This is a genomic window from Paenochrobactrum glaciei, from assembly GCF_039522165.1.
Taxonomy (GTDB): Bacteria; Pseudomonadota; Alphaproteobacteria; order Rhizobiales; family Rhizobiaceae; genus Paenochrobactrum; species Paenochrobactrum glaciei.
The window spans coordinates 160567-180156 of record NZ_BAAADE010000004.1 but is presented as its reverse complement, the minus strand read 5'-3'; the positions used below and the strand labels follow the sequence as shown (position 1 = coordinate 180156).

At 47.8% G+C, this 19590-nt stretch carries 16 protein-coding genes; 15 read left to right on the top strand and 1 reads right to left on the bottom strand.

The genetic code is table 11. From position 1 onward, the window contains the following. Window positions 1-7 precede the first annotated feature (7 nt). From ABDZ76_RS12340 to ABDZ76_RS12285, 12 genes are all read left to right on the top strand, one after another. On the top strand, window positions 8-1642 hold the full coding sequence (locus ABDZ76_RS12340; RefSeq protein ID WP_343805926.1) for an ABC transporter substrate-binding protein: 1635 nt from the start codon (window positions 8-10) through the stop codon (window positions 1640-1642). 74 nt (window positions 1643-1716) lie between these two features. Continuing rightward, window positions 1717-2727 (top strand): ABC transporter permease, encoded by a 1011-nt coding sequence (locus ABDZ76_RS12335; protein WP_343805951.1) that lies wholly within the window; start codon window positions 1717-1719, stop codon window positions 2725-2727. Then, window positions 2724-3656: a nickel transporter permease gene (nikC, locus tag ABDZ76_RS12330; RefSeq protein ID WP_343805924.1), complete on the top strand. Its 933-nt coding sequence runs from the start codon at window positions 2724-2726 to the stop codon at window positions 3654-3656. The genes ABDZ76_RS12335 and nikC overlap by 4 nt, the downstream gene beginning before the upstream one ends. Further along, window positions 3653-4486 (top strand): ABC transporter ATP-binding protein, encoded by an 834-nt coding sequence (locus tag ABDZ76_RS12325; RefSeq protein WP_343805922.1) that lies wholly within the window; start codon window positions 3653-3655, stop codon window positions 4484-4486. Before nikC ends, ABDZ76_RS12325 begins: the two co-directional genes overlap by 4 nt. Before the next feature lie 8 nt (window positions 4487-4494). Beyond that, complete coding sequence (locus ABDZ76_RS12320) at window positions 4495-5241, top strand: ABC transporter ATP-binding protein (RefSeq protein WP_374844626.1); 747 nt, start codon at window positions 4495-4497, stop codon at window positions 5239-5241. A gap of 297 nt (window positions 5242-5538) precedes the next feature. Further along, a complete protein-coding gene (locus tag ABDZ76_RS12315; protein WP_343805918.1) occupies window positions 5539-6051 on the top strand; it encodes an RNA polymerase sigma factor in 513 nt (170 codons plus the stop codon). A gap of 100 nt (window positions 6052-6151) precedes the next feature. Next, window positions 6152-7171 carry a FecR family protein gene (locus ABDZ76_RS12310; RefSeq protein ID WP_343805916.1) on the top strand — a complete coding sequence of 340 codons (1020 nt, stop codon included), beginning with the start codon at window positions 6152-6154 and terminating at the stop codon, window positions 7169-7171. Window positions 7172-7265: 94 nt separating this feature from the next. Then, window positions 7266-9692, top strand: coding sequence for a TonB-dependent receptor domain-containing protein (locus ABDZ76_RS12305; RefSeq protein WP_343805914.1), 2427 nt, complete (start codon window positions 7266-7268; stop codon window positions 9690-9692). Between the two features lie 61 nt (window positions 9693-9753). Next, entirely contained in the window at window positions 9754-10674 is a 921-nt protein-coding gene (locus ABDZ76_RS12300; RefSeq protein WP_343805912.1) for an ABC transporter substrate-binding protein, read from the top strand. After that, a complete protein-coding gene (locus tag ABDZ76_RS12295) occupies window positions 10671-11732 on the top strand; it encodes a FecCD family ABC transporter permease (protein WP_343805910.1) in 1062 nt (353 codons plus the stop codon). The genes ABDZ76_RS12300 and ABDZ76_RS12295 overlap by 4 nt, the downstream gene beginning before the upstream one ends. Further along, window positions 11729-12481, top strand: coding sequence for a heme ABC transporter ATP-binding protein (locus ABDZ76_RS12290; RefSeq protein WP_343805908.1), 753 nt, complete (start codon window positions 11729-11731; stop codon window positions 12479-12481). The genes ABDZ76_RS12295 and ABDZ76_RS12290 overlap by 4 nt, the downstream gene beginning before the upstream one ends. Window positions 12482-12507: 26 nt before the next feature. Then, entirely contained in the window at window positions 12508-13173 is a 666-nt protein-coding gene (locus ABDZ76_RS12285) for an O-methyltransferase (RefSeq protein ID WP_343805906.1), read from the top strand. 110 nt (window positions 13174-13283) lie between these two features. Here ABDZ76_RS12285 and ABDZ76_RS12280 read toward each other — a convergent pair whose 3' ends face one another. Beyond that, window positions 13284-14024, bottom strand: coding sequence for a siderophore-interacting protein (locus ABDZ76_RS12280; RefSeq protein WP_343805904.1), 741 nt, complete (start codon window positions 14022-14024; stop codon window positions 13284-13286). Between the two features lie 304 nt (window positions 14025-14328). Between ABDZ76_RS12280 and ABDZ76_RS12275 the strand changes: the two genes are divergently transcribed. The 3 genes from ABDZ76_RS12275 to ABDZ76_RS12265 all read left to right on the top strand — a co-directional run bounded on the left by ABDZ76_RS12275 (window position 14329) and on the right by ABDZ76_RS12265 (window position 19295). Then, window positions 14329-14844 (top strand): RNA polymerase sigma factor, encoded by a 516-nt coding sequence (locus ABDZ76_RS12275; RefSeq protein ID WP_343805902.1) that lies wholly within the window; start codon window positions 14329-14331, stop codon window positions 14842-14844. A gap of 63 nt (window positions 14845-14907) precedes the next feature. Then, on the top strand, window positions 14908-15912 hold the full coding sequence (locus tag ABDZ76_RS12270; protein WP_343805900.1) for a FecR family protein: 1005 nt from the start codon (window positions 14908-14910) through the stop codon (window positions 15910-15912). A gap of 224 nt (window positions 15913-16136) precedes the next feature. Further along, window positions 16137-19295: a TonB-dependent receptor domain-containing protein gene (locus ABDZ76_RS12265; protein ID WP_343805898.1), complete on the top strand. Its 3159-nt coding sequence runs from the start codon at window positions 16137-16139 to the stop codon at window positions 19293-19295. Window positions 19296-19590 lie beyond the last annotated feature (295 nt).

The following is a 19590-nucleotide window of genomic DNA, read 5'->3' as shown; positions in this document are numbered from 1 at the left end:
GTATATTATGAAGAATAAGGGATATCTGAAAACGCTGGCGGCAAGTGCAGCTATGGCTACTATTTTTGCAGTCGCAGGCGCTGCCAATGCAGCAACACCTGCTGACACGCTCGTAGAAGCATGGGCTATTGATGATATCATCACTCTTGATCCGGCTGAATCGTTTGAAATTAGTCCGGCTGAAGTTCTGGGTAATGCCTATGACAGCCTTGTTCGTCTGAATATTGATGATCCGGCACAGGTTGTGCCTGGGGTGGCTGAAAGCTGGACTGTTTCCGATGACGGCCTGACCTATACATTCAAAATCCGTGAAGGTTTAAAATTTGCTTCCGGAAATGCGCTGACCGCGAAAGATGTTGCCTATAGTTTTGAACGCGGCGTCCGTCTTGATAAGTCACCTGCTTTTATTCTCACCCAGTTTGGTTTGACCGGCGATAATGTCGTTGAGAATGCCAAAGCCGTTGATGACACAACTTTTGTACTGAAAATTGACAAGCCATATGCACCAAGTTTCGTGCTGAACTGTCTCACGGCCACTGTTGGCAAGATCGTTGATAAAGATCTGCTGGAGCAGAATTCTGCCAAAGTGACGCCGACAGATGATTATAAATATGACACTGACTATGGCAATGCTTGGCTTAAAACCAATTATGCAGGCTCAGGGCCTTTCAAAATCCGTGACTGGCGTGCCAATGAAATCGTCGTGCTTGAGCGCAATGAGAATTATTATGACGATCCGGCCAAGCTGGCTCGGGTGATGTATCGCCATGTGAAAGAAAGCGCTACGCAGCGCCTGATGCTTGAAACGGGCGATGTGGACGTTGCGCGTAATCTTGAGCCGGGCGATTACGAGGCTGTTCTGAGCAATAAAGACCTCCAATCAGTGAGCGCTCCTAAAGGCACCGTTTATTATATCAGCCTTAACCAGAAAAATGAAAATTTAGCTAAGCCGGAAGTGCGTGAAGCTTTTAAATATCTGGTTGATTACGATGCAATCGGCAAAACTTTGATTAAGGGCATTGGTGAAATCCGTCAGAGTTATCAGCCAAAGGGCGTTCTGGGCGCACTTGATGAGCAGCCATATAAGCTTGATCCTGCCAAAGCAAAAGAACTGCTGGAAAAAGCCGGCTTGAAAGACGGTTTGAGCGTTACTTTTGATGTGCGTAACACACAGCCAGTAACGGGCATTGCTGAATCCTTCCAGCAAACGGCGGCACAAGCCGGCATTAAAGTTGACATTATTCCGGGTGACGGCAAGCAAACACTGACCAAATATCGTGCGCGTAATCATGATCTTTATATCGGTCAGTGGGGCATGGATTATTGGGATCCGAACTCCAATGCCGAAGCCTTTACAGCCAATCCTGATAATGGCGATGATGCAGCCAATAAAACGCTTGCCTGGCGTAATGCCTGGGACATTCCTGAACTCACCGAACAGGTTCAGGCTGCATTGCTGGAACGCGACACAGACAAACGTGCAAAAATGTATGAAAAGCTTCAGCAGGAAGCACTCGATACAAGTCCGTTTGTGATGATCTTTCAGCAGGTTGAAGTGGCAGGCATTCGCGGCAATGTTAAAGGTTTCAGACTTGGGCCTACCTTTGACACCAACTTCCTGAGCACTGTTTCTAAAGATTGATCTGAAAGACAATTATTGTGACAGCAGTCGTAACCAGAACAAGGACAAGGCGCGCACCATCGCGCGCCTATGTCCTGACCGCTTCAATAGCCAGTTTTCTGATTATTGTTGTGACCACATATTTAGGGCTTCTGGCGGTAACTTTTTTTATCGGCCGTGTTGTTCCTATTGATCCCGTGCTGGCAATTGTTGGTGATCGTGCACCACAGCATGTGATTGAGCGCGTGCGCAATGAAATGGGCTTGAATTTGCCCTATTACCAGCAGTTTTTTATGTATGTTAAAGGGGTGCTGCAAGGGGATTTCGGCACGTCTGTTTTAACGACAAATCCGGTTATGACGGATATTCGGCGTGTGTTTCCCGCCACAATGGAGCTTGCTACCGTCGGCACAATTATCGGTGCTGTGTTTGGTATTCCGCTTGGTGTTTTGGCCGCGGTTAAACGCGACACGCTAACGGATCAGATCGTACGTATCATCGGGCTTTTCGGTTATTCTGTACCGATATTCTGGCTTGGTATGCTTGGCCTTCTTGTGTTTTATGCCAAGTTAGGCTGGGTCGCAGGCCCGGGGCGTCTGGATGTTGTTTTTGAATATACATTCACGTCGATTACTGGCTTCTACATCTTTGATGCGATCATACAGGGGCAATGGGACGTATTAAAAGACGTGATGCGTCATATCATATTGCCATCGGCGCTTCTTGGTTATTTTTCAATGGCTTATATTAGCCGTATGACGCGTTCATTCATGCTGAATGAGCTTGATCAGGAATATATTACCGCCGCTCGTGCCAAAGGTATCACTGAAACAAAAATCATCTGGGGACATGCTTTGCGCAATGCTGCCGTTCCACTGGTTACTGTTATTGCGCTTTCCTATGCCGGCTTGCTTGAGGGCTCGGTCTTAACAGAAACCGTTTTTGCTTGGCCAGGCTTAGGCATGTACATCACCAACTCGCTACAAAATGCGGATATGAATGCAGTTTTGGGCGGAACCATTATTATCGGCTCCGTTTTTATTGCCATCAACTTGCTTTCAGATCTGCTTTATCGGGTTCTTGATCCAAGGACACGTTCACGATGAGTCAAATAACTGAAACGCATAAACAGTCACTGCGTGAGTGGCTCTTATCCGAGCGGCCACAGTCGCGTATGCAGGCTAGACTTGGCCGCAGCTACACAATCTGGAAGCGGTTTACGTCAAACAAGCTTGCTGTCATTGGCTTGCTTATCATCATTGGCTTAATATTGGTTGCGATTTTCGCCAATATGCTTGCGCCGCATAACCCATATGTCGGTAATCTGGCGAATGCACGGCTGTTACCGCCGGGCACTGATGGCTACTGGCTTGGCACGGATGATCAAGGGCGTGATATTCTCTCCCGTCTTATTTATGGTTCCCGCATTACGCTTTATGTTATTCTGCTGGTTGCAATCATTGCAGCACCGATCGGCCTGTTGGTTGGCACAATATCGGGTTATGCTGGCGGCTGGGTCGATGCCGTTTTGATGCGCGTGACGGACATTTTCCTCGCTTTTCCGAAGCTTATTCTGGCTTTGGCATTTGTTGCCGCCTTGGGGCCCGGCATTGAAAATGCGATTATCGCTATCGCTATTACATCTTGGCCTCCTTATGCTCGTATTGCGCGCGCAGAAACCCTGACCATCCGTAACTCTGATTATATTTCGGCGGTTCGTCTGATGGGCGCATCACCAAGCCGTATTGTTATCAGACATATTATGCCTCTTTGTACCTCGTCTTTGATTGTGCGTGTGACATTGGATATGGCAGGCATTATTCTGACCGCTGCCGGTCTTGGCTTTCTTGGCCTTGGTGCACAGCCACCCTTGCCGGAATGGGGCGCGATGATTGCTTCCGGTCGCCGGTTTATTCTTGACCAATGGTGGGTTGCAGCCATGCCCGGTATTGCAATTCTTATCGTCAGCCTCGGCTTTAATCTGCTGGGCGATGGCCTGCGTGATGCGCTTGATCCGCGAGGCAATAATCAATGAAACCATTATTGTCTGTTGAAAATCTCAAAGTCACTTATCCAAGCAGGACCGGCGATATTGAAGCGGTGCGGGGTGTATCTTTCACCCTCGGGCGTGAACGCTTAGGCATTGTGGGGGAATCCGGTTCAGGTAAATCACAAACCGGACGTGCGATCATGGGGCTCACACCTCATCATGCCAAAATCACGGCCGAGAAACTGCAATTTGATGGGGTCGACTTGCTGCAAGCATCAGCTAAGCAAAGGCGTGATTTGCGCGGTGGCCGCATTGCGATGGTCTTGCAAGATCCCAAATATTCACTCAATCCGGTTATGACAATCGGGCGTCAAATAGCAGAAACCCTGAACGCGCATAAACGTTATAGTCGTGAAGAAACGCGTAAGCGTTCTTTAGATATGCTTGAAGCCGTTCAAATCCGTGATCCGGAACGAGTTTTAAAGCTTTATCCGCATGAAGTTTCAGGCGGCATGGGGCAGCGTGTTATGATCGCGATGATGCTTGTTGCTGAGCCTGAATTACTCATTGCAGATGAACCAACTTCTGCCCTTGATGTGACTGTTCAGCTGGAAGTTTTATCAATTCTCGACAAGCTGGTTTCAGAGCGTGGTATGGGGCTGATTTTTATCAGTCATGATCTGCGTCTTGTCTCTTCTTTTTGCGACCGTGTGATCGTGATGTATGCAGGGCGCATTGTTGAGGAATTAGCTGCTTCTGATCTGGCCAATGCCAAGCATCCCTATACGCAAGGATTATTAAACTGCATGCCTAAAATTGGCGCTGATCGCCATCCTCTGCCAATCCTGCAAAGACAAGAGGCATGGAAACAATGACTTTAGATATGCAACCCAATGCAATTGATGTCAAAGAAGTCGATGTTTATTTCGATCACTATCAGGCACTCAATGATGTGAGCATCAGTGTTAAAAATGGTGAATCTTATGGCTTGGTAGGGGAGTCTGGTTCGGGTAAATCCACACTCTTGCGCACAATTGCTGGTCTGGCAGTTATTGAGCATGGCGAGATCAGCATTGACGGTCAGTTGTTGCCGACACCGCGCGATAAAGATTTTTATCGTCAGGTGCAGATGGTCTTTCAAGATCCTTATGGTTCACTTCACCCGCGTCAAACGATTGACCGGCTTTTGCTTGAGCCTCTCGCCATTCATGGCATTGCAGATACTGATAAAAAAATTGTGCGGGCACTGGACGAAGTGGGGCTTGGCTCCGGTTTTCGTTTTCGCTACCCACACCAGCTTTCGGGTGGTCAGCGCCAGCGTGTTGCTATTGCGCGTGCCTTAATTGTTGAGCCGCGTATTTTGCTGCTGGATGAGCCAACCTCTGCTCTTGATGCCTCTGTTCAGGCGGAGGTTCTTAATTTGCTTGAGCAAATTCGCCGCGATTATAATCTGACCTTTATTATGGTCAGCCATGATCTGGCGGTGGTTAATCATATGTGTGACCGCCTTGCTGTCATGCGCAACGGGCAAATTGTTGAAGAGCTGAATTCAAAAGATTTGGAAACAGGCAATGTGGTTCAAGATTATACAAAAAATCTAATGGCCGCGAGTGAGGGCTTTAGACGCTAAACAAAGCCGCTGTATCAGCGGCTTTTTTTAATTTATTCAATCTTTTGCCAGTGAAAAACGCGGAATTAAGTTTCACACACTGACGCGTCATAGGCGCTGGATAGAGCAGGAAAAATCACCCGTTTATGGGTTCCTTCTGTTATCTAACAAATTTCCTTGGCTTTATTTTAATATGACTATAATAATCATCTTTGTGGTGAGGGTTAAATCATGCTCTCATCCATTGTTTAATGAGAATATCCATTAGGCATAACCTATTGTGATATTTGTACAATTGCCGCCGGGGTTCGACAAATAATGGTAGAGTCAGATGTGGCCAATTGCGTGTTTCTTGCCCATCGGTCAAAGTTGATTGACTATGCAACGCCGATACTTGGCTCGCGTGAAGCCGCAGAAGATATCGTTCAGGACGCTTTTATCCGCTACATGCCGGCGAAAACACGTATTAATTCATCTGATCAGACACTGAGCTATTTATATCGAATTGTGCGTAATCTGGCTTTTGATGTTCTCAAGCGCAAGAAAATTGAAAAACGAGAGGCCGAAGGCAGTCCGCCATTTTGGATTGTGTCGCGTGCAGAAGAAACACCGGAACAAACCGTCTTGCTATGCGACCAGATCAAAACAGTAACCCGCATTTTACAGACACTACCCGTTGAGGCGCGCATAGCCGTGGAAATGAGCCGGTTTGGCGGGTTTACCCTTGATGAAATTGCCGTCCAGCTGGATATTTCAGTCGCGACAGTGCATCGCTATATCCGATCTGCTATGGTGCTTATCGCGTCTGAGTTGGATCACTCCAAGCACTGATCATACCGATAAAATAACAGTGTCGTGTCTTTACGCGAAATACCGTGGCGGTTTATAGAGGCTGTCATATTGTTAACGATTACTCTGGCAGGAATTTTCTTTGGGACAAGGCATCAAGCCAGATATTCTATTGGATGAAGCGATAGATTGGTTACTGCGATTGCAGGATCCGCAGAGCGATCCTGCTTTGTCACAACAATTTAAAGCGTGGCTTGAGCAATCTGACGCGCACTCAGAGGCGTGGCAGAAAGCCCAACAGGTTTGGGCGCTGATGGGGCATACCGAGCCTGTCTATGAAAATCTTTGGCTTGACCAGCATGCTGTCCCGCATGACGATTTATTCAAGCCTGTGCAGACTATAAAGCCGCATAAATCTCCCAAAATGTCCGGCTGGAGGAAAGTACAATATTCTGCTTTGAGTGTTGCAGCTGCGGTTATACTGTTTTTTGCCGCACCCGTGTTGATATTGCGTTTTGAGGCGGATTACAGAACGGCCAATGCGCAGACGGAAACTATATTATTGGCAGATGGCAGCACATTAACACTGGCTGCCGACAGCGCCATTGCGGTGAATATCAGTGAAACAACAAGGCATATACGCTTGTTGCGGGGTGAGGCTTATTTTGACGTGATCAAAGACGCGTCGCGGCCTTTTCTGGTCTTTGCAGGTGAGGCAGAAGTTTCTGTTCTTGGCACCGCTTTTGATGTTAAACTTACAGAGACTGGCACTGCGGTTTCATTGGAGCGTGGTGTGGTTGAGGTTCGTGATCGCTTGCATCATGAGCAGCAGCCTGAGCGGTTATTGCCGGGGGAGAGAGTGGTGCTTGAAAACGGTTCTGATCGTTTTTCCCGTTCGACAATCAGTCTTGATGACATTGCAGGTTGGCGAAAAGGCTATTTCTTCGTTGAAGATGTAACCGTGCGCTCGGTTATTGAAGAATTGCAACGCTACCATCCGGCATGGATTGCGCTTGCAGATAAGTCGCTTGGTGAAGAGCGTGTAACCGGCCTTTATAATCTGAATGAACCGGATCGCGCATTACGCGCTTTGGTGCAGCCTTATGGTGGCACGGTCAGTTCGGTGTCGCCTTATTTGCGGGTGATCAACCGAAATAATTAATTTGCTGTTTCGTGAAAAATATTTTCGAGCAGATCGTCTTACTCTCTGAATGCATATTTTGTGCCCAAAATATTATACCGGAGATTAAAGACAAATGGTGTCGCAGGCTCATATTCGTCCGTCTGGCTTTATTAATACGAAGCGTTTGAAAAAGCTCGCAGCCAAACTGTTCATAACAACAGCTCTGGTTGGCACCAGTATGGTTGTTTTATCTCCTGTCAGTGCCTTGGCTCAGGGTGCAGCCAATCAGGTTTCGGCTGAAAAACAGTTTAATATTCAGGCGCAACCATTGGCAAATGCGCTGAATAGTTTCGGACGTCAGGCAGGGTTGCAGATTTCACTGGTATCTTCTGTCACGCAAGGGCTTTCGTCTCAAAGTGTGAATGGAAGTTTTACGCCATCGGCTGCGTTAAGTCGTTTGCTGAAAGGGACAAATCTTTCTTTTGATATCAGCCCTGAAGGCACGGTTTTTATTACCGGTGAACAGCAGAGCACTGCTGTTGGTGAGACGGTTGCCTCCGATGCTATAGTGTTGGATACGATTACCGTGACGGCCGGTGGTTTCGCGCAGTCAGTTGTTGAGGCGCCTGCCAGTGTGACCGTTATTCCGCGTGAGGAACTGGAGAAAAAGCCTTATCGTTCTCTGATTGATGCCGTACGCCACGTTGAAGGCGTAACGATGATCGGCGGTGATAATGGTGATATTTCCATTCGCGGTATGCCGGGTTCAGGCACCTTGATCTTGGTTGATGGTCGCAGACAAAACAGCACCCGTGAATTAAACCCAAAATCCGGCAATTCCGTTGAAGATAACTGGATGCCGCCTATTGGTGCGGTTGAGCGTGTTGAGGTCGTACGTGGGCCAATGTCCTCCCGCTATGGTTCTGATGCCATGGGCGGCGTTATTAATATCATTACCCGTAAAGTCGCTGATAAATGGACCGGATCGCTTGGCGCGGACATGACAGTGCAAGGTAATTCTCACTCCGGCAACTCACAGCAGGGTGATTTTTATTTAAACGGGCCACTGATCGCCGATACACTTGGATTGCAGGTCTGGGGTTATAAAAAAATTCGCGATGAAGATGAAATTATTGGCGGTTTTAACAAGGAAGATAATCTGAACGGTACTGCCAGATTGTGGTTCACGCCGACAGAAAATCACGACTTTATGCTGGAAGCGCATCGCAGCCGTCAGCGTTATTGGGCGGAGCCGGGCATGAGCATCAAGCCCGCGGATAAAGAGTTTGAGCGGGATTATAAGCGCGAAAGTTACACATTTGCGCATACCGGACGCTGGGATCTCGGAACGTCACAATTCTCTTATATTTATGATGAAGCGTCCCGTGATGCGTTCACAGCGGGTGCCCCAGATAGCTGGATGCCTTCCGTTTCTAACCACACGATTGATGGCAGCTTTGTAGCGCCTGTGGGTGAAAGCCATATGGTGAGCATCGGTGGCCAGTGGCGCAGACAAAAACTGGATATTGGCGGCATGCGCAATGGCCAACTGCCTCCATTGCCGAATGGGGCACCAGCAACCGGCCAATTGGTGGCAGAAGTTGATCAATGGGCACTGTTTGTCGAAGACGAGTGGAGAGTTTTTGACAGTTTTGCTCTGACCGGTGGTGTGCGTTACGATAATAACTCGATCTTTGGTGATCAGCTGTCGCCGCGTCTTTATGCAAACTGGCAGCCAACTGAAAACTGGGCAATCAAGGGGGGGGTAGCGACTGGTTTTGTTGCCCCGACGATGAAGGAATATGTGCCTTATATTGGCAATGGTCAGCAAGGTGGTGCGACAACATGGGGCAACCCTGACCTGAAGCCTGAAACCAGCGTGAATAAAGAAATCGGTATTTATTACGATAATCTCGATAATTTCACCGCTAATGCGACTTACTTCCACACCACTTATAAGAACAAGATTGCCAATAGCGGTTCACGCTGTCTGAATGCACCAAATGGTCAGCCGTTAACTGATAAAGGTTGCTGGGCAGGAGCGGATGGTCGCCCGATGAGTGTGTATTTCAATGTGCCTGAAGCTGTTATTCAGGGCGTTGAGCTTGCCGCCCGCTGGGGCATCACGGATGATGTGGCGCTGAGTGGTACATATACATATACCAAATCCAACATGAAGACCGCTGGTATTGATATTTATGGGTTCCCGCTCGGTCAGGCTGACGGATTGGCGCCTGTCGCCACACCGCGTCATGTGGTGTCGGCCAAGCTGGACTGGCAGGCGCATGAAGACCTTGGCACATATGTGCGTGCAAATTATCGCAGCAAAGATAATCAGGGCGTTAACTGGGGCGGTGGCAGCAATCCGATGAACGAGAGTGCTGGTGATCTGCTGACTTTTGATGCCGGATTATCATGGCAGGTTAATGAGCATTTCACTGTGAATGCGGCGGTTTATAATATTACCAATAAGACAAATTATAATCCTGATCGCACGAACAGTTATCAATATATTGAAGATGGCCGCCGGTTCTGGCTGGGCGCAAGAACATCCTTCTAATCATTCTTTACAAGCACGCTGTCAGCCGATGGCGTGCTTTTTTGCTTCAGAGGGATACCCTATGATTATATTGCGACTTGTCAGTGTTTTATGTGTTTCTGCCGCTTTGTTTTCAAATGTAGCATATTCTGCATCGCTCAATATTGCTGATGCGGTTCCATATCCGCCATTATATAAACCGGTAGAGGCGATAGAGCCTTCAGATAAGCCGGATATCGTATTGATTGGTGCCGATCTTGTTGAGGTTGCGGTGGCACTGGGTGCTGCCGACCTTATTTTGGCGCGTCCCGCCGACATTGATCTTCCCGGTATTGAGAACACCCCTCATAAAATACGTGAATGGGCAGGTGTCGAAGGTGTGCTGGCACTGCGACCGGCTTTGGTCGTTGCATCAAGTATCACCAGTCAGCGTGTGCTGGATGGTTTAAAGAGCGTTGGCGTGCAAACCGCCATGATTGACCGCACATTACCCGCAACAGAGAAGGTCTCACGTCTTGCTGCATTGTTGAAACTGGAAGAGCGCGGCGAGAAACTGAATGCTGCTATCGAAGCTGACTATGCAGCGATTGAGCCTGTTTTGCTTGATGGACGCAAATTGCGGATTGTGCACGCATCCAAAATGGGTGCAGGCACCAGCTTTACTGCTGGCGGTGCAGAAACGGCCATCCATAATCTGATTTTACGGGTCGGGGCACTGAATGCGGCGGCGGAAGTCGGGCGTGATCGCTACCGGCCGGTAACACCGGAAGGCATGATTATGATGGCACCGGATGTCATTCTGATCTCGGAAAAAGAAATTGCTTCCTTTGGCGGTATCGATGGGATTTGGGGCTCTTATCCGGGCATTGATCAAACGCCTGCGGGACGTCAGCGGAATGTGATTGTCATGCGCGAACTACATGTGCGTGCGGATGCTGCTTCAAGTGGTATTGCAACAAAAGCACTGGCTTCGGCTTTACAGGAAATGTTTGTCAAACCATGACTTCGAAATCTGTTGTAAAAAAGCCTGCCGATCATCGTGTATTATTTGCCGTACTTGTCGGGCTGTTTTTAGTGTTGGCATTTTTCAGCTCAATAGCGATTGGTGCTGTTTCTCTTTCGCTTACCGATGTTATCAATGCTCTTTATGCCCGCATAGCATCGGTACAAAGTGACGATATCGGGCGGTTGAATGAAGCTGTTGTCTGGGATTTGCGCTTGTCGCGCGTTATTACCGCCATGATTGTAGGTGCCAGTTTGGCCACTTGTGGTGCTGCCATGCAAGGCTTGTTTGGCAACCCGCTTGCTGATCCGGGTATCGTTGGGGTTTCCAGCGGCGCATCATTGGGGGCGATCATTGTCGTTGTTTTGCAAATTTCAACTTTTGGAATTTGGACATTGCCAATCGGTGCTTTTGTGGCAGGTGTCGCAACAACTTTTCTGATTTATGCTTTAGCCCGACCGGGCAAGGATGGCGGCGATAATACAAAACTCCTGCTGGTAGGTATTGCGGTCAATGCTATTGGCGGTGCTTTTGCCGGTTATCTCACTTATCTGGCCACTGCCGAACAATTGCAAAGCCTGACATTCTGGTCGATGGGGTCTTTGTCCGGTGCCAAATGGATTACGGTTGCAATTTCTTTGCCGCCTGCGGTGGTTGGTATTTGGTTGCTCTATCGTTGGTCGCGCCCGCTTGATCTGTTGGCACTTGGCGAGCGACAAGCGCGACATTTAGGTGTTGACGTTACTGTTTTGCGGCGCAAACTGATTTTTGTGACAGCTTTGCTTGTAGCCGCAGCCGTTTCCTTTAGCGGTACAATCGGCTTTGTCGGGCTGGTTATTCCGCATTTATTTCGTTTGATGATCGGGCCGGCGCACCGTTTGCTCATTCCGTTTTCAGCAGCAGGGGGCGCATTGCTGGTTATGCTGGCGGATTTGGCCGCGCGTACCCTCGATCCGCCATCAGAGGTTCCGATCGGTGTGATTATGGGCTCTCTCGGCGGGCCGTTCTTCCTCTGGATGATTTATCGCAGCAGTAAAGCGCGAGGCGGACAAGAATGATCGACATTAAAAATGTAACCGTTCGCGCTGGTGAAAAAACACTGCTGGAAGATGTGAGTGCGCAATGTGGAAAAGGGACACTGACAGCGCTTGTGGGGCCGAATGGCGCAGGAAAATCCACATTGCTATCGGTGATTGCGGCTGATCGTAAGGCTGATGCAGGTGACGTTATTCTCGATGGAAAACCGGTAAACAGCTATTCAGTTCATGCTCTGGCACAAATCCGTTCAGTTTTTCCGCAAGGTTCCGTGATCCGTTTTGGCTATAATGTTAGTGAAGTTGTTGCTATGGGACGGGCATTTCGTGATTTGCCGCCCGATGAAGATCAAGCCTCTATTGATGAGGCAATGCTGGCGACAGAAATTGACCATATGGCTTATCGCAATGCGCAGACATTATCCGGTGGTGAACAGGCGCGCACTACCTTTGCACGCGTAATGGTGCAGGCAACTCCGGTTGTGTTGCTGGATGAACCGACCGCAGCACTTGATTTACGCCATCAGGAGCGGGTTTTGACGATAGCGCGAGACATGGCGCAAGCGGGAGCCACAGTGGTGGCTGTTTTGCACGATCTTAATCTCGCTGCGGCTTATGCAGACAGGATCATCTTGCTTAGTCAGGGCAAGGTTGCAGCTGAAGGGACGCCGTGGGACGTGCTCCAAAAAGACATGCTTGAAAAAGTGTATCGGCAAAATGTGCATGTGCTGCCGCATCCGGTGCGTCAATGTCCTGTTGTTTTGACAATTTAGTTTAAATTTTAAAAGAGGTGTGTGCGATGGAGTGTGTATTAAAACAACCGAAAGTGGCGGCGATTATACAACGTGAACATCAGGCCGCACGGCTGGCGCGGGAAAGTTTTACCGCACAAATGAATGCTCAATCGGACGTTCCGGTTTATAATCGTGATTTCCGCACGTCGGAAGCGCATAAAACGCAATATTTATCGATCGGCCCGCGCATGGGAGCCTATCTTTATACAATTGCTCGTACTCTGAATGCCCGTAATATCGTAGAATTCGGAACATCCTTTGGTATTTCAACGCTCTATCTGGCCGCGGCGGCAGCAGAAAATGGCGGCAATGTAACGGGCTCGGAATATCATGCACACAAAGCACAAAAAGCGCGTGATAATCTGCAGGATGCAGGTCTTTCTTCTTACGCAGAGATTTTGAGCGGTGACGGACGGGAAACATTGCAATCGATCAATGCACCCATTGATCTGCTGTTTCTGGATGGTTCAAAAGATCTCTATCTGGATATTTTGATGATGCTGGAAAAGCACTTACGGCCAGGCGCAATGATTATCGCTGATAATGCCGATCATTTGCCTGAAGATGAAGGCTTTTTGCACTATGTCGGCAAGGATAGTGATCGCTATCTGACAACCCTTATCGGCTTTCATAAAGGCTTGGTCAGTCAGTCGCTTTATTTAAAAAACTAATTTTGAAATGAAGAGCTGGACGAATTTGCCAGCTTTTAAAGTGTCGGTTAAATTTAATAAGAGCGCATTTATGATCATCATAAATGCGCTCTTATTTTTGTTAATTGCCTTTAGTCATCAACATGATCATGTCCACCAACGCGACCCGGGCGCCAATAGCCCTCTGAGGCGATCTGGTTGCGGTTAAAGCCACGGTCAATCAGATGGTGACGCAGTGCGCGCACATTGCTTGTCTCGCCGATCAGATAGGCGTGACCCGTGCCTTCAGGGAATTGAAAGGCGCTGACCTGATCCAGCATGATTGAACTTGGGCCCGCATGCAGACCTTCACGATTGATCCATTCAACCTTAGCATCTGCTTGCGTTGCAAAAGGCTGCTGTTCCTCGGCATTTCCCACTTCAATAAAGGCAAAAGCGCGTGTGCCGGCAGGCATTGTTTCAATAATATGCAAAATTGCAGGAATGCAGGTTTCGTCGCCTGTCAGCAAATGCCAATCTGCCGACGGGTTGAATACGGTGCGTCCACGGGGGCCGCGGGCGGTGATGGTGTCACCGGCTTTTACATTGCCTGCCCATGTCGGGGCAGGGGTGCTGCCATGCAGCACGAAATCCAAAGCTATGTGCTTTTTCGCTTTATCAAGCGCACGGATTGTATAATCCCGTCGTCCGGTTTCACCATTGCCAAGCGGGATTTGCATGACCAGCGCTTGACCAGCTTGATAGTTAAAGTCTTCAAAATTATCGGTTGTAACGACCACACGTCGCATTTTCGGTGTCACATTGAATGCTTCGACGACAGTCAATGTCCACTCAGGCAACTTGGGACGGCTTGGTGCTGGGGTATCTGACATATTCACACAGTAACCTTTCAATCGGGACAATGAGCATCAAAGTCGTTTCTGACCTGAAATGCTAACGATGGTGCAGGAAAATCGGCACCAATTATTTGATAAGACTATTCTTTTTAGCAAGAATTTAGGCGGGAGCAACATAATATGATTAAATTTATCATATTATGTTGCAATTATGCGAAAATAAAATATTGACTATTTAAATCATGTTTATTTTGCTAAATGCAATTGAGCTATTAACAGTTGAAAGCAGAGATAATATTGCACTCTTTAATTCAATGGTCATGCAATCGTGAGTGCGATTATGTCGGCATTGCTTGATGCTCTTTTTGCGCAGCATAAACGCTCATTATTATGGGTTTTGCGGCGTATAGTGCGGGATCAGCAAGCGGCTGAAGATCTGGCACAAGAAACCTATCTAAAAACCCATCAGGCTTTGGCAAACCGTCGCATCGACCATTTAGAGCAATATATTTTTCAAACGGCTCGCAATCTGGCGCTGGATCATAATCGGCGTAACCGCTTTCGCGGGCAGTTTTACCATGCCGATGTGAGTGATGAAAAATTACAAAATATTCCTCATGATGCACCCAATGCAGAAGACAATACAATTGAATGTGAGCGGCGTAAACTGTTTGAAAAAGCACTGAGTGAATTGCCGCTTAGAGCGCGTGAAGCCTGGGCACTTTCATATGTGGAAGAACTGACTTATCAGGAAATTGCTGACCGGTTGGGCGTTTCCCGCAACACGGTTTATAATGATATTAAATTAGTAATCGGCTATTGCCGTGATTACTTAGAGCGCTTTGAGAACAATTGAGATGATATTCCATTTGAACAACATATCAGGGCTTAAGCAGCCGTTGAAAAACGGATTATCAATTTGACAATCTCTGGCCAAAATAATGCGTCTGATATGCGCAATATTCCCGTTTCATCAGCCGTTAAAGATGAAGCGCTGGATTGGTTTATGCGTTTGAAAGAAGAAGACGATGCGGATTTAAGACATGCGTTTCAACTTTGGCTCAAGGCTGATAACATGCATGAAAAAGCCTATCTGCAACTCACTAAACTATATGGCTTTGATGCTCTAAAACAAGCAACGCTTGAAGATATGCGGTTGCGGGAAGAAACCCGTCAGCCAGTTCTTCAAAAAGGATCATTTTTCCCTGCACGATTGATGGCTGGCATGATGCTTGCAAGCCTTTCGTTGATTTTACTGGCTGGCTGGCAGTTCAATAATCTCACAATCTGGTGGCGGGCTGATTATCGAACCTCTTATGGTGAGCAGCAGGTTGTTAACCTGTCTGACGGCTCCACCATGTTATTAAATACCGGATCCGCTGTTGCAGTTGATTTTGAGCATGAAACACGCCGTATCAACTTGCTGCGAGGCGAAGCTTATTTCGATGTAGCTCATGATGAAAATCGCCCGTTTATTGTCCGTGGTCAGCATACAGATGTGAAAGTCACCGGCACTGCTTTTTCTGTACGTACGAATAGCGAAAAAGATGCCATTGTGCTGGAACGCGGTCGTGTCGAAGTGCAGTCTTTAAATAAGCCCGAAAAGCTTGAGACATTAAATGCCGGTGAAGCCATTGAAGCTTCAAACACTGATTTATTGGCGAAAGAGACGGTCAATCTTTCTTCTATGCTGGCATGGAAAGATGGCCGGATTATTTTTCACGACAGGCCATTTGCTGATGCGCTGGCTAATTTGCAGCGCTATTATGCCGGTACTGTTATTCTTTGGGCTGATGTGTCGGCTTTGCCGTTGGTTTCCGGCAATTATCGCATTGATGCGCCGGAGGCTGCTATTACGACATTAGCAGCCGTTTCGGGGCTGAAAATAACGCATTTACCAGCCAATATTATTATCTTGCGATAAAAGCTCAACTTTATTTGTGACGGCAGCCAAACCGAACGTCTTTATCATTAGGGGGTGCGGTTACATGTGTATGTTCAACAGCGCCTGTATGAGCGTTAAAGGTTGCTGAAATGAAATCTCATATGACTAAGCCGCGACACGGTAGGGCCAAAAAAACAACAAGTGACAAACACTGTTTATATGTGCCGTTTATATTATTAGCTTCGACAATTTTGACGGGTAGTATGGGTGCTTTTGTGGCGCCAGCCTATGCGCAATCAACCAGCCAATCAGTGCATTTTGCCATCGCTGCACAGCCTTTGACATCGGCCATCGATGCTTTCAGCCTTAAAACAGGCTGGCAGGTTGGTTATCCGCCTGCTATCGGGCGCACATTGAAGGTCAATGCCGTATCAGGTGAAATGGCGCCAGCTGTTGCCTTGCAAAAAATGATTGCCGGCACTGGCTTGACAGTCCGCATGACGGGGGCAGCAAGTGCGGCATTAATACAGGCAGATCAGCAAGCGGCAGGCGTGGCTGATGACGGTTCTGTCTTGCTGGATGTGATTACCGTGACCGGCACATCACCGCGTTTGAATATTGATTTACCTTATAAATCATCGGATTCCAGCGCCTATATCAATGCGGAGCAGATTGAACGCTATAAAGGAACCAGCCCTGCTGACCTATTGAAAAACGCCCCCGGTGTTTATTCCGGGCAAGCCCGAGCCAGTGGCGGTATTGATGCTAATATTCGCGGGCTGCAGGGGCAGGGTCGTGTGCCGGTCACTGTTGATGGCGCACAAAATTCGACCTCTATGTATCGCGGCTATCAGGGTATTGCGAATTCTACATTCATCGATCCTGATTTTATCGGCGGTATTTCCGTTGAGAAAGGCCCGAGCACCAATGCTGCCGGTGCCGGTGCCATTGGCGGCATGGTCAATATGCGCACGCTGAATGCTGACGATATAGTGCCAGAAGGCGAGGCTTTCGGCGCGCGTATGAAAATCGAAGGCAGCAGCAATACAAGCTCTCCTTGGTCGGAACTTTCAAAACGACACCATGCGATGTCGGGCGAACGAGAAACCAAAGATTATTTATGGGCTTTGCCGGAAAATAAGGTAGGGTGGCCGGGTCTGTTTAATCTTAATTCCGGCTCAGCCAGTATTGTGCTGGCCGGAAAGAGTGAAAATTTTGATATTGTGGGTGGTTTTTCGCGCCGTGTTTCCGGAAATTATCATGCAGGTAAAAAAGGTGGCAATGCGCCTTCTTTGGCAGATTGCGATCCGGATGCAGGCCGTTATTGCGAATTGGACTGGTATAAAAAGGGCTTGTCCATCTATCTGCCCGGTGAAGAGGTTTTAAACACTTCGCAGGATATTTATTCCGGTCTTTTGAAAACCACTTTCCGTTTTGGCGATGATCATACGCTTGATCTGGGTTATTCACGTTATGACAGCAAGTTTGGTGAGCAATATGCGATTGAGCTGGCCACTGACCGCGACAATACCTATCAGCGCAATCCCTCACATATTCTGGTGAATACCTATACCAGCCGTTATCGCTGGAATCCGGACAATGATCTGATTGATCTTCGCTGGAATGCATGGGGAAGCTGGCTTGATGAAGAAACCCATGCCGTTGATGGGTCGATCACCAAAAAATCGCAGATGCGCGGCACGGATATTTCCAATACGTCACGCTTTGCCACATCCGTTGGCGATGTAAGTCTGCAATATGGTTTGTCTTATCTTTATGAGGAAACAAAACCGGTCGAGTTTGGCACCAATGTAGCACCACGCAATGGCGAGCGCTGGGAAGCATCGGCTTTTACCAATGCGGGCTGGCAAGCACTTGATTGGCTGAAACTGGATGGCGGAATGCGCTATCATCGTTTTAGTGCGCAAAATAATGCAGAAGGCAACACAGACCCGAAACAAAAAGACGGCGCTTTCGATTATTCCACGACCATGACAGTCACCCCTTATGAAGGCTGGAATGTTTACGGAAGTTATAAAAATGCCTCGCGCTTGCCTTCTCTGTTTGAAGCCAGCGGTGGGTTTGCGACAATTGTTGATCCGGATTTGAAGCCTGAAACTTCAAAAACATGGGAAATCGGAACCAACTTTACCCGTGATGCTGTTTTCAACAATGATGATAGTGTGCGTTTCAAAGTAAGCTATTTCGACAGCACGATTGATAATTATATCAACCGTACGCTGAAGGGTGGCCGTAATATGCTCATCCGCAATATTGATCAGGCCAAAATGGCAGGTATTGATCTTTCAGCGCGTTATGAACAGGGTGGTTTTTCAGCCGAGCTGGCAGGTTCTTATTACACCAATATTGAATATTGTATCACGCGTGACACGTGTGCGCATTCTTCGCTCGCCAGTGACTATGCAACCAACTATGTTCCGCCTGAATATCAGGTAAGCCTGACTTTAAGCCAGACATTGCTGGATGAACGCCTTTCTCTTAGCGGTCGTGTTTCACATATCGGGCCACGCGCAGCCGATGCGCAGACACCAGATGCAGGTGGTGCCAGTATGATCGCACAAATTCCGTGGAAGCCGTACACGCTCGTGGATTTATGGGCGACTTATAAATTATCGGAAGCCGCTAAATTAAGCTTTGCTGTCGAAAATCTGACAGATGTTTATTATGTCGAACCATTAAGCCTCACCCGTATTCCGTCACCGGGACGTACGCTGCGTATTGGTTTTACGACTGATTTCTCGCCATCATCGCTTAAAGGCTGGGCCGATCTCGACAATGCAAATGCACATGACTGGAGCGGGCTCTATGCTGGTTTGCATCTGGGCGGTGGTACAAGCAGCTATCAGATGGCTGATTTTACAACGAATGGGGAAAACGCACAGGATTATAATTTTGGCAATGCGGACACAACAATTGCGGGTTTGCATTTAGGTTATGATTATCAGTTTGCCAATAATTTAGTGGTAGGTATTGGGGGCGAATATTCGAAGCTGAAAAGTGATATGGATATGGCAATTACCGGTATTCAAGGCGCCAAAGTTGAAGGAAACTGGATCGCTGGCGTGAATGCCCGTGTTGGCTATGCCATAAGCGATGTGCTCATTTTTGCTAAAGCTGGTTATGCAGTCGCAGATATGGAGGGCACTTACCGACGCGCACGCCGTATCGATGGCGAGCTTGTGTGGGCAGGTGTTTCGGACAAAAGCCGGTTAAGTGGCTGGAGTATTGGGGGCGGTGTTGAATATGCAATGACAAAGCATATCAGTATCAGTGGCGAATATAGTTTCACCAACTTGCGAAAGGGTAGCTTTGAAACGCCGGAGCTGAATGGTGGGATCTATAAATGGGACAGCAAGCCAAGAATTGATCAGATCAAACTCGGTATTAATTATCGGTTCTGATTGTTTGCTGCGCGTTTAAATAAAAACGGCTTCAGTTTTATGACTGGAGCCGTTTCATATTGGAGCCTGCAAAAACCGGAAGAACTAAACTGCCGCGTTAGCAACCGGTGAAGCACTGGCTACATATGTGAATGATTAAAGAGTAGCCTCATAGGCCATTCAGACGTGTTGTTGTTAAATTAAACGGTGAATAAAAAATGCTCTACTGGAAATAAATTCTAATGCCGGATATACAAGGTCGTTTACACGACAATTCGTTGCGTTTAGCAATGTTCAGTTAAAGTATTCTGTTTAT

What these genes read in the sequence shown, in the direction of transcription:
- ABDZ76_RS12275 (WP_343805902.1), top strand. Translation starts at nt 14,329, where the DNA reads ATGTCGGCATTGCTTGATGCTCTTTTTGCGCAGCATAAACGCTCATTA.
- ABDZ76_RS12320 (WP_374844626.1), top strand. Translation starts at nt 4,495, where the DNA reads ATGCAACCCAATGCAATTGATGTCAAAGAAGTCGATGTTTATTTCGAT.
- ABDZ76_RS12295 (WP_343805910.1), top strand. Translation starts at nt 10,671, where the DNA reads ATGACTTCGAAATCTGTTGTAAAAAAGCCTGCCGATCATCGTGTATTA.
- ABDZ76_RS12325 (WP_343805922.1), top strand. Translation starts at nt 3,653, where the DNA reads ATGAAACCATTATTGTCTGTTGAAAATCTCAAAGTCACTTATCCAAGC.
- ABDZ76_RS12280 (WP_343805904.1), bottom strand. Translation starts at nt 14,024, where the DNA reads ATGTCAGATACCCCAGCACCAAGCCGTCCCAAGTTGCCTGAGTGGACA.
- ABDZ76_RS12340 (WP_343805926.1), top strand. Translation starts at nt 8, where the DNA reads ATGAAGAATAAGGGATATCTGAAAACGCTGGCGGCAAGTGCAGCTATG.
- nikC (WP_343805924.1), top strand. Translation starts at nt 2,724, where the DNA reads ATGAGTCAAATAACTGAAACGCATAAACAGTCACTGCGTGAGTGGCTC.
- ABDZ76_RS12305 (WP_343805914.1), top strand. Translation starts at nt 7,266, where the DNA reads ATGGTGTCGCAGGCTCATATTCGTCCGTCTGGCTTTATTAATACGAAG.
- ABDZ76_RS12300 (WP_343805912.1), top strand. Translation starts at nt 9,754, where the DNA reads ATGATTATATTGCGACTTGTCAGTGTTTTATGTGTTTCTGCCGCTTTG.
- ABDZ76_RS12285 (WP_343805906.1), top strand. Translation starts at nt 12,508, where the DNA reads ATGGAGTGTGTATTAAAACAACCGAAAGTGGCGGCGATTATACAACGT.
- ABDZ76_RS12265 (WP_343805898.1), top strand. Translation starts at nt 16,137, where the DNA reads ATGGGTGCTTTTGTGGCGCCAGCCTATGCGCAATCAACCAGCCAATCA.
- ABDZ76_RS12315 (WP_343805918.1), top strand. Translation starts at nt 5,539, where the DNA reads ATGGTAGAGTCAGATGTGGCCAATTGCGTGTTTCTTGCCCATCGGTCA.
- ABDZ76_RS12290 (WP_343805908.1), top strand. Translation starts at nt 11,729, where the DNA reads ATGATCGACATTAAAAATGTAACCGTTCGCGCTGGTGAAAAAACACTG.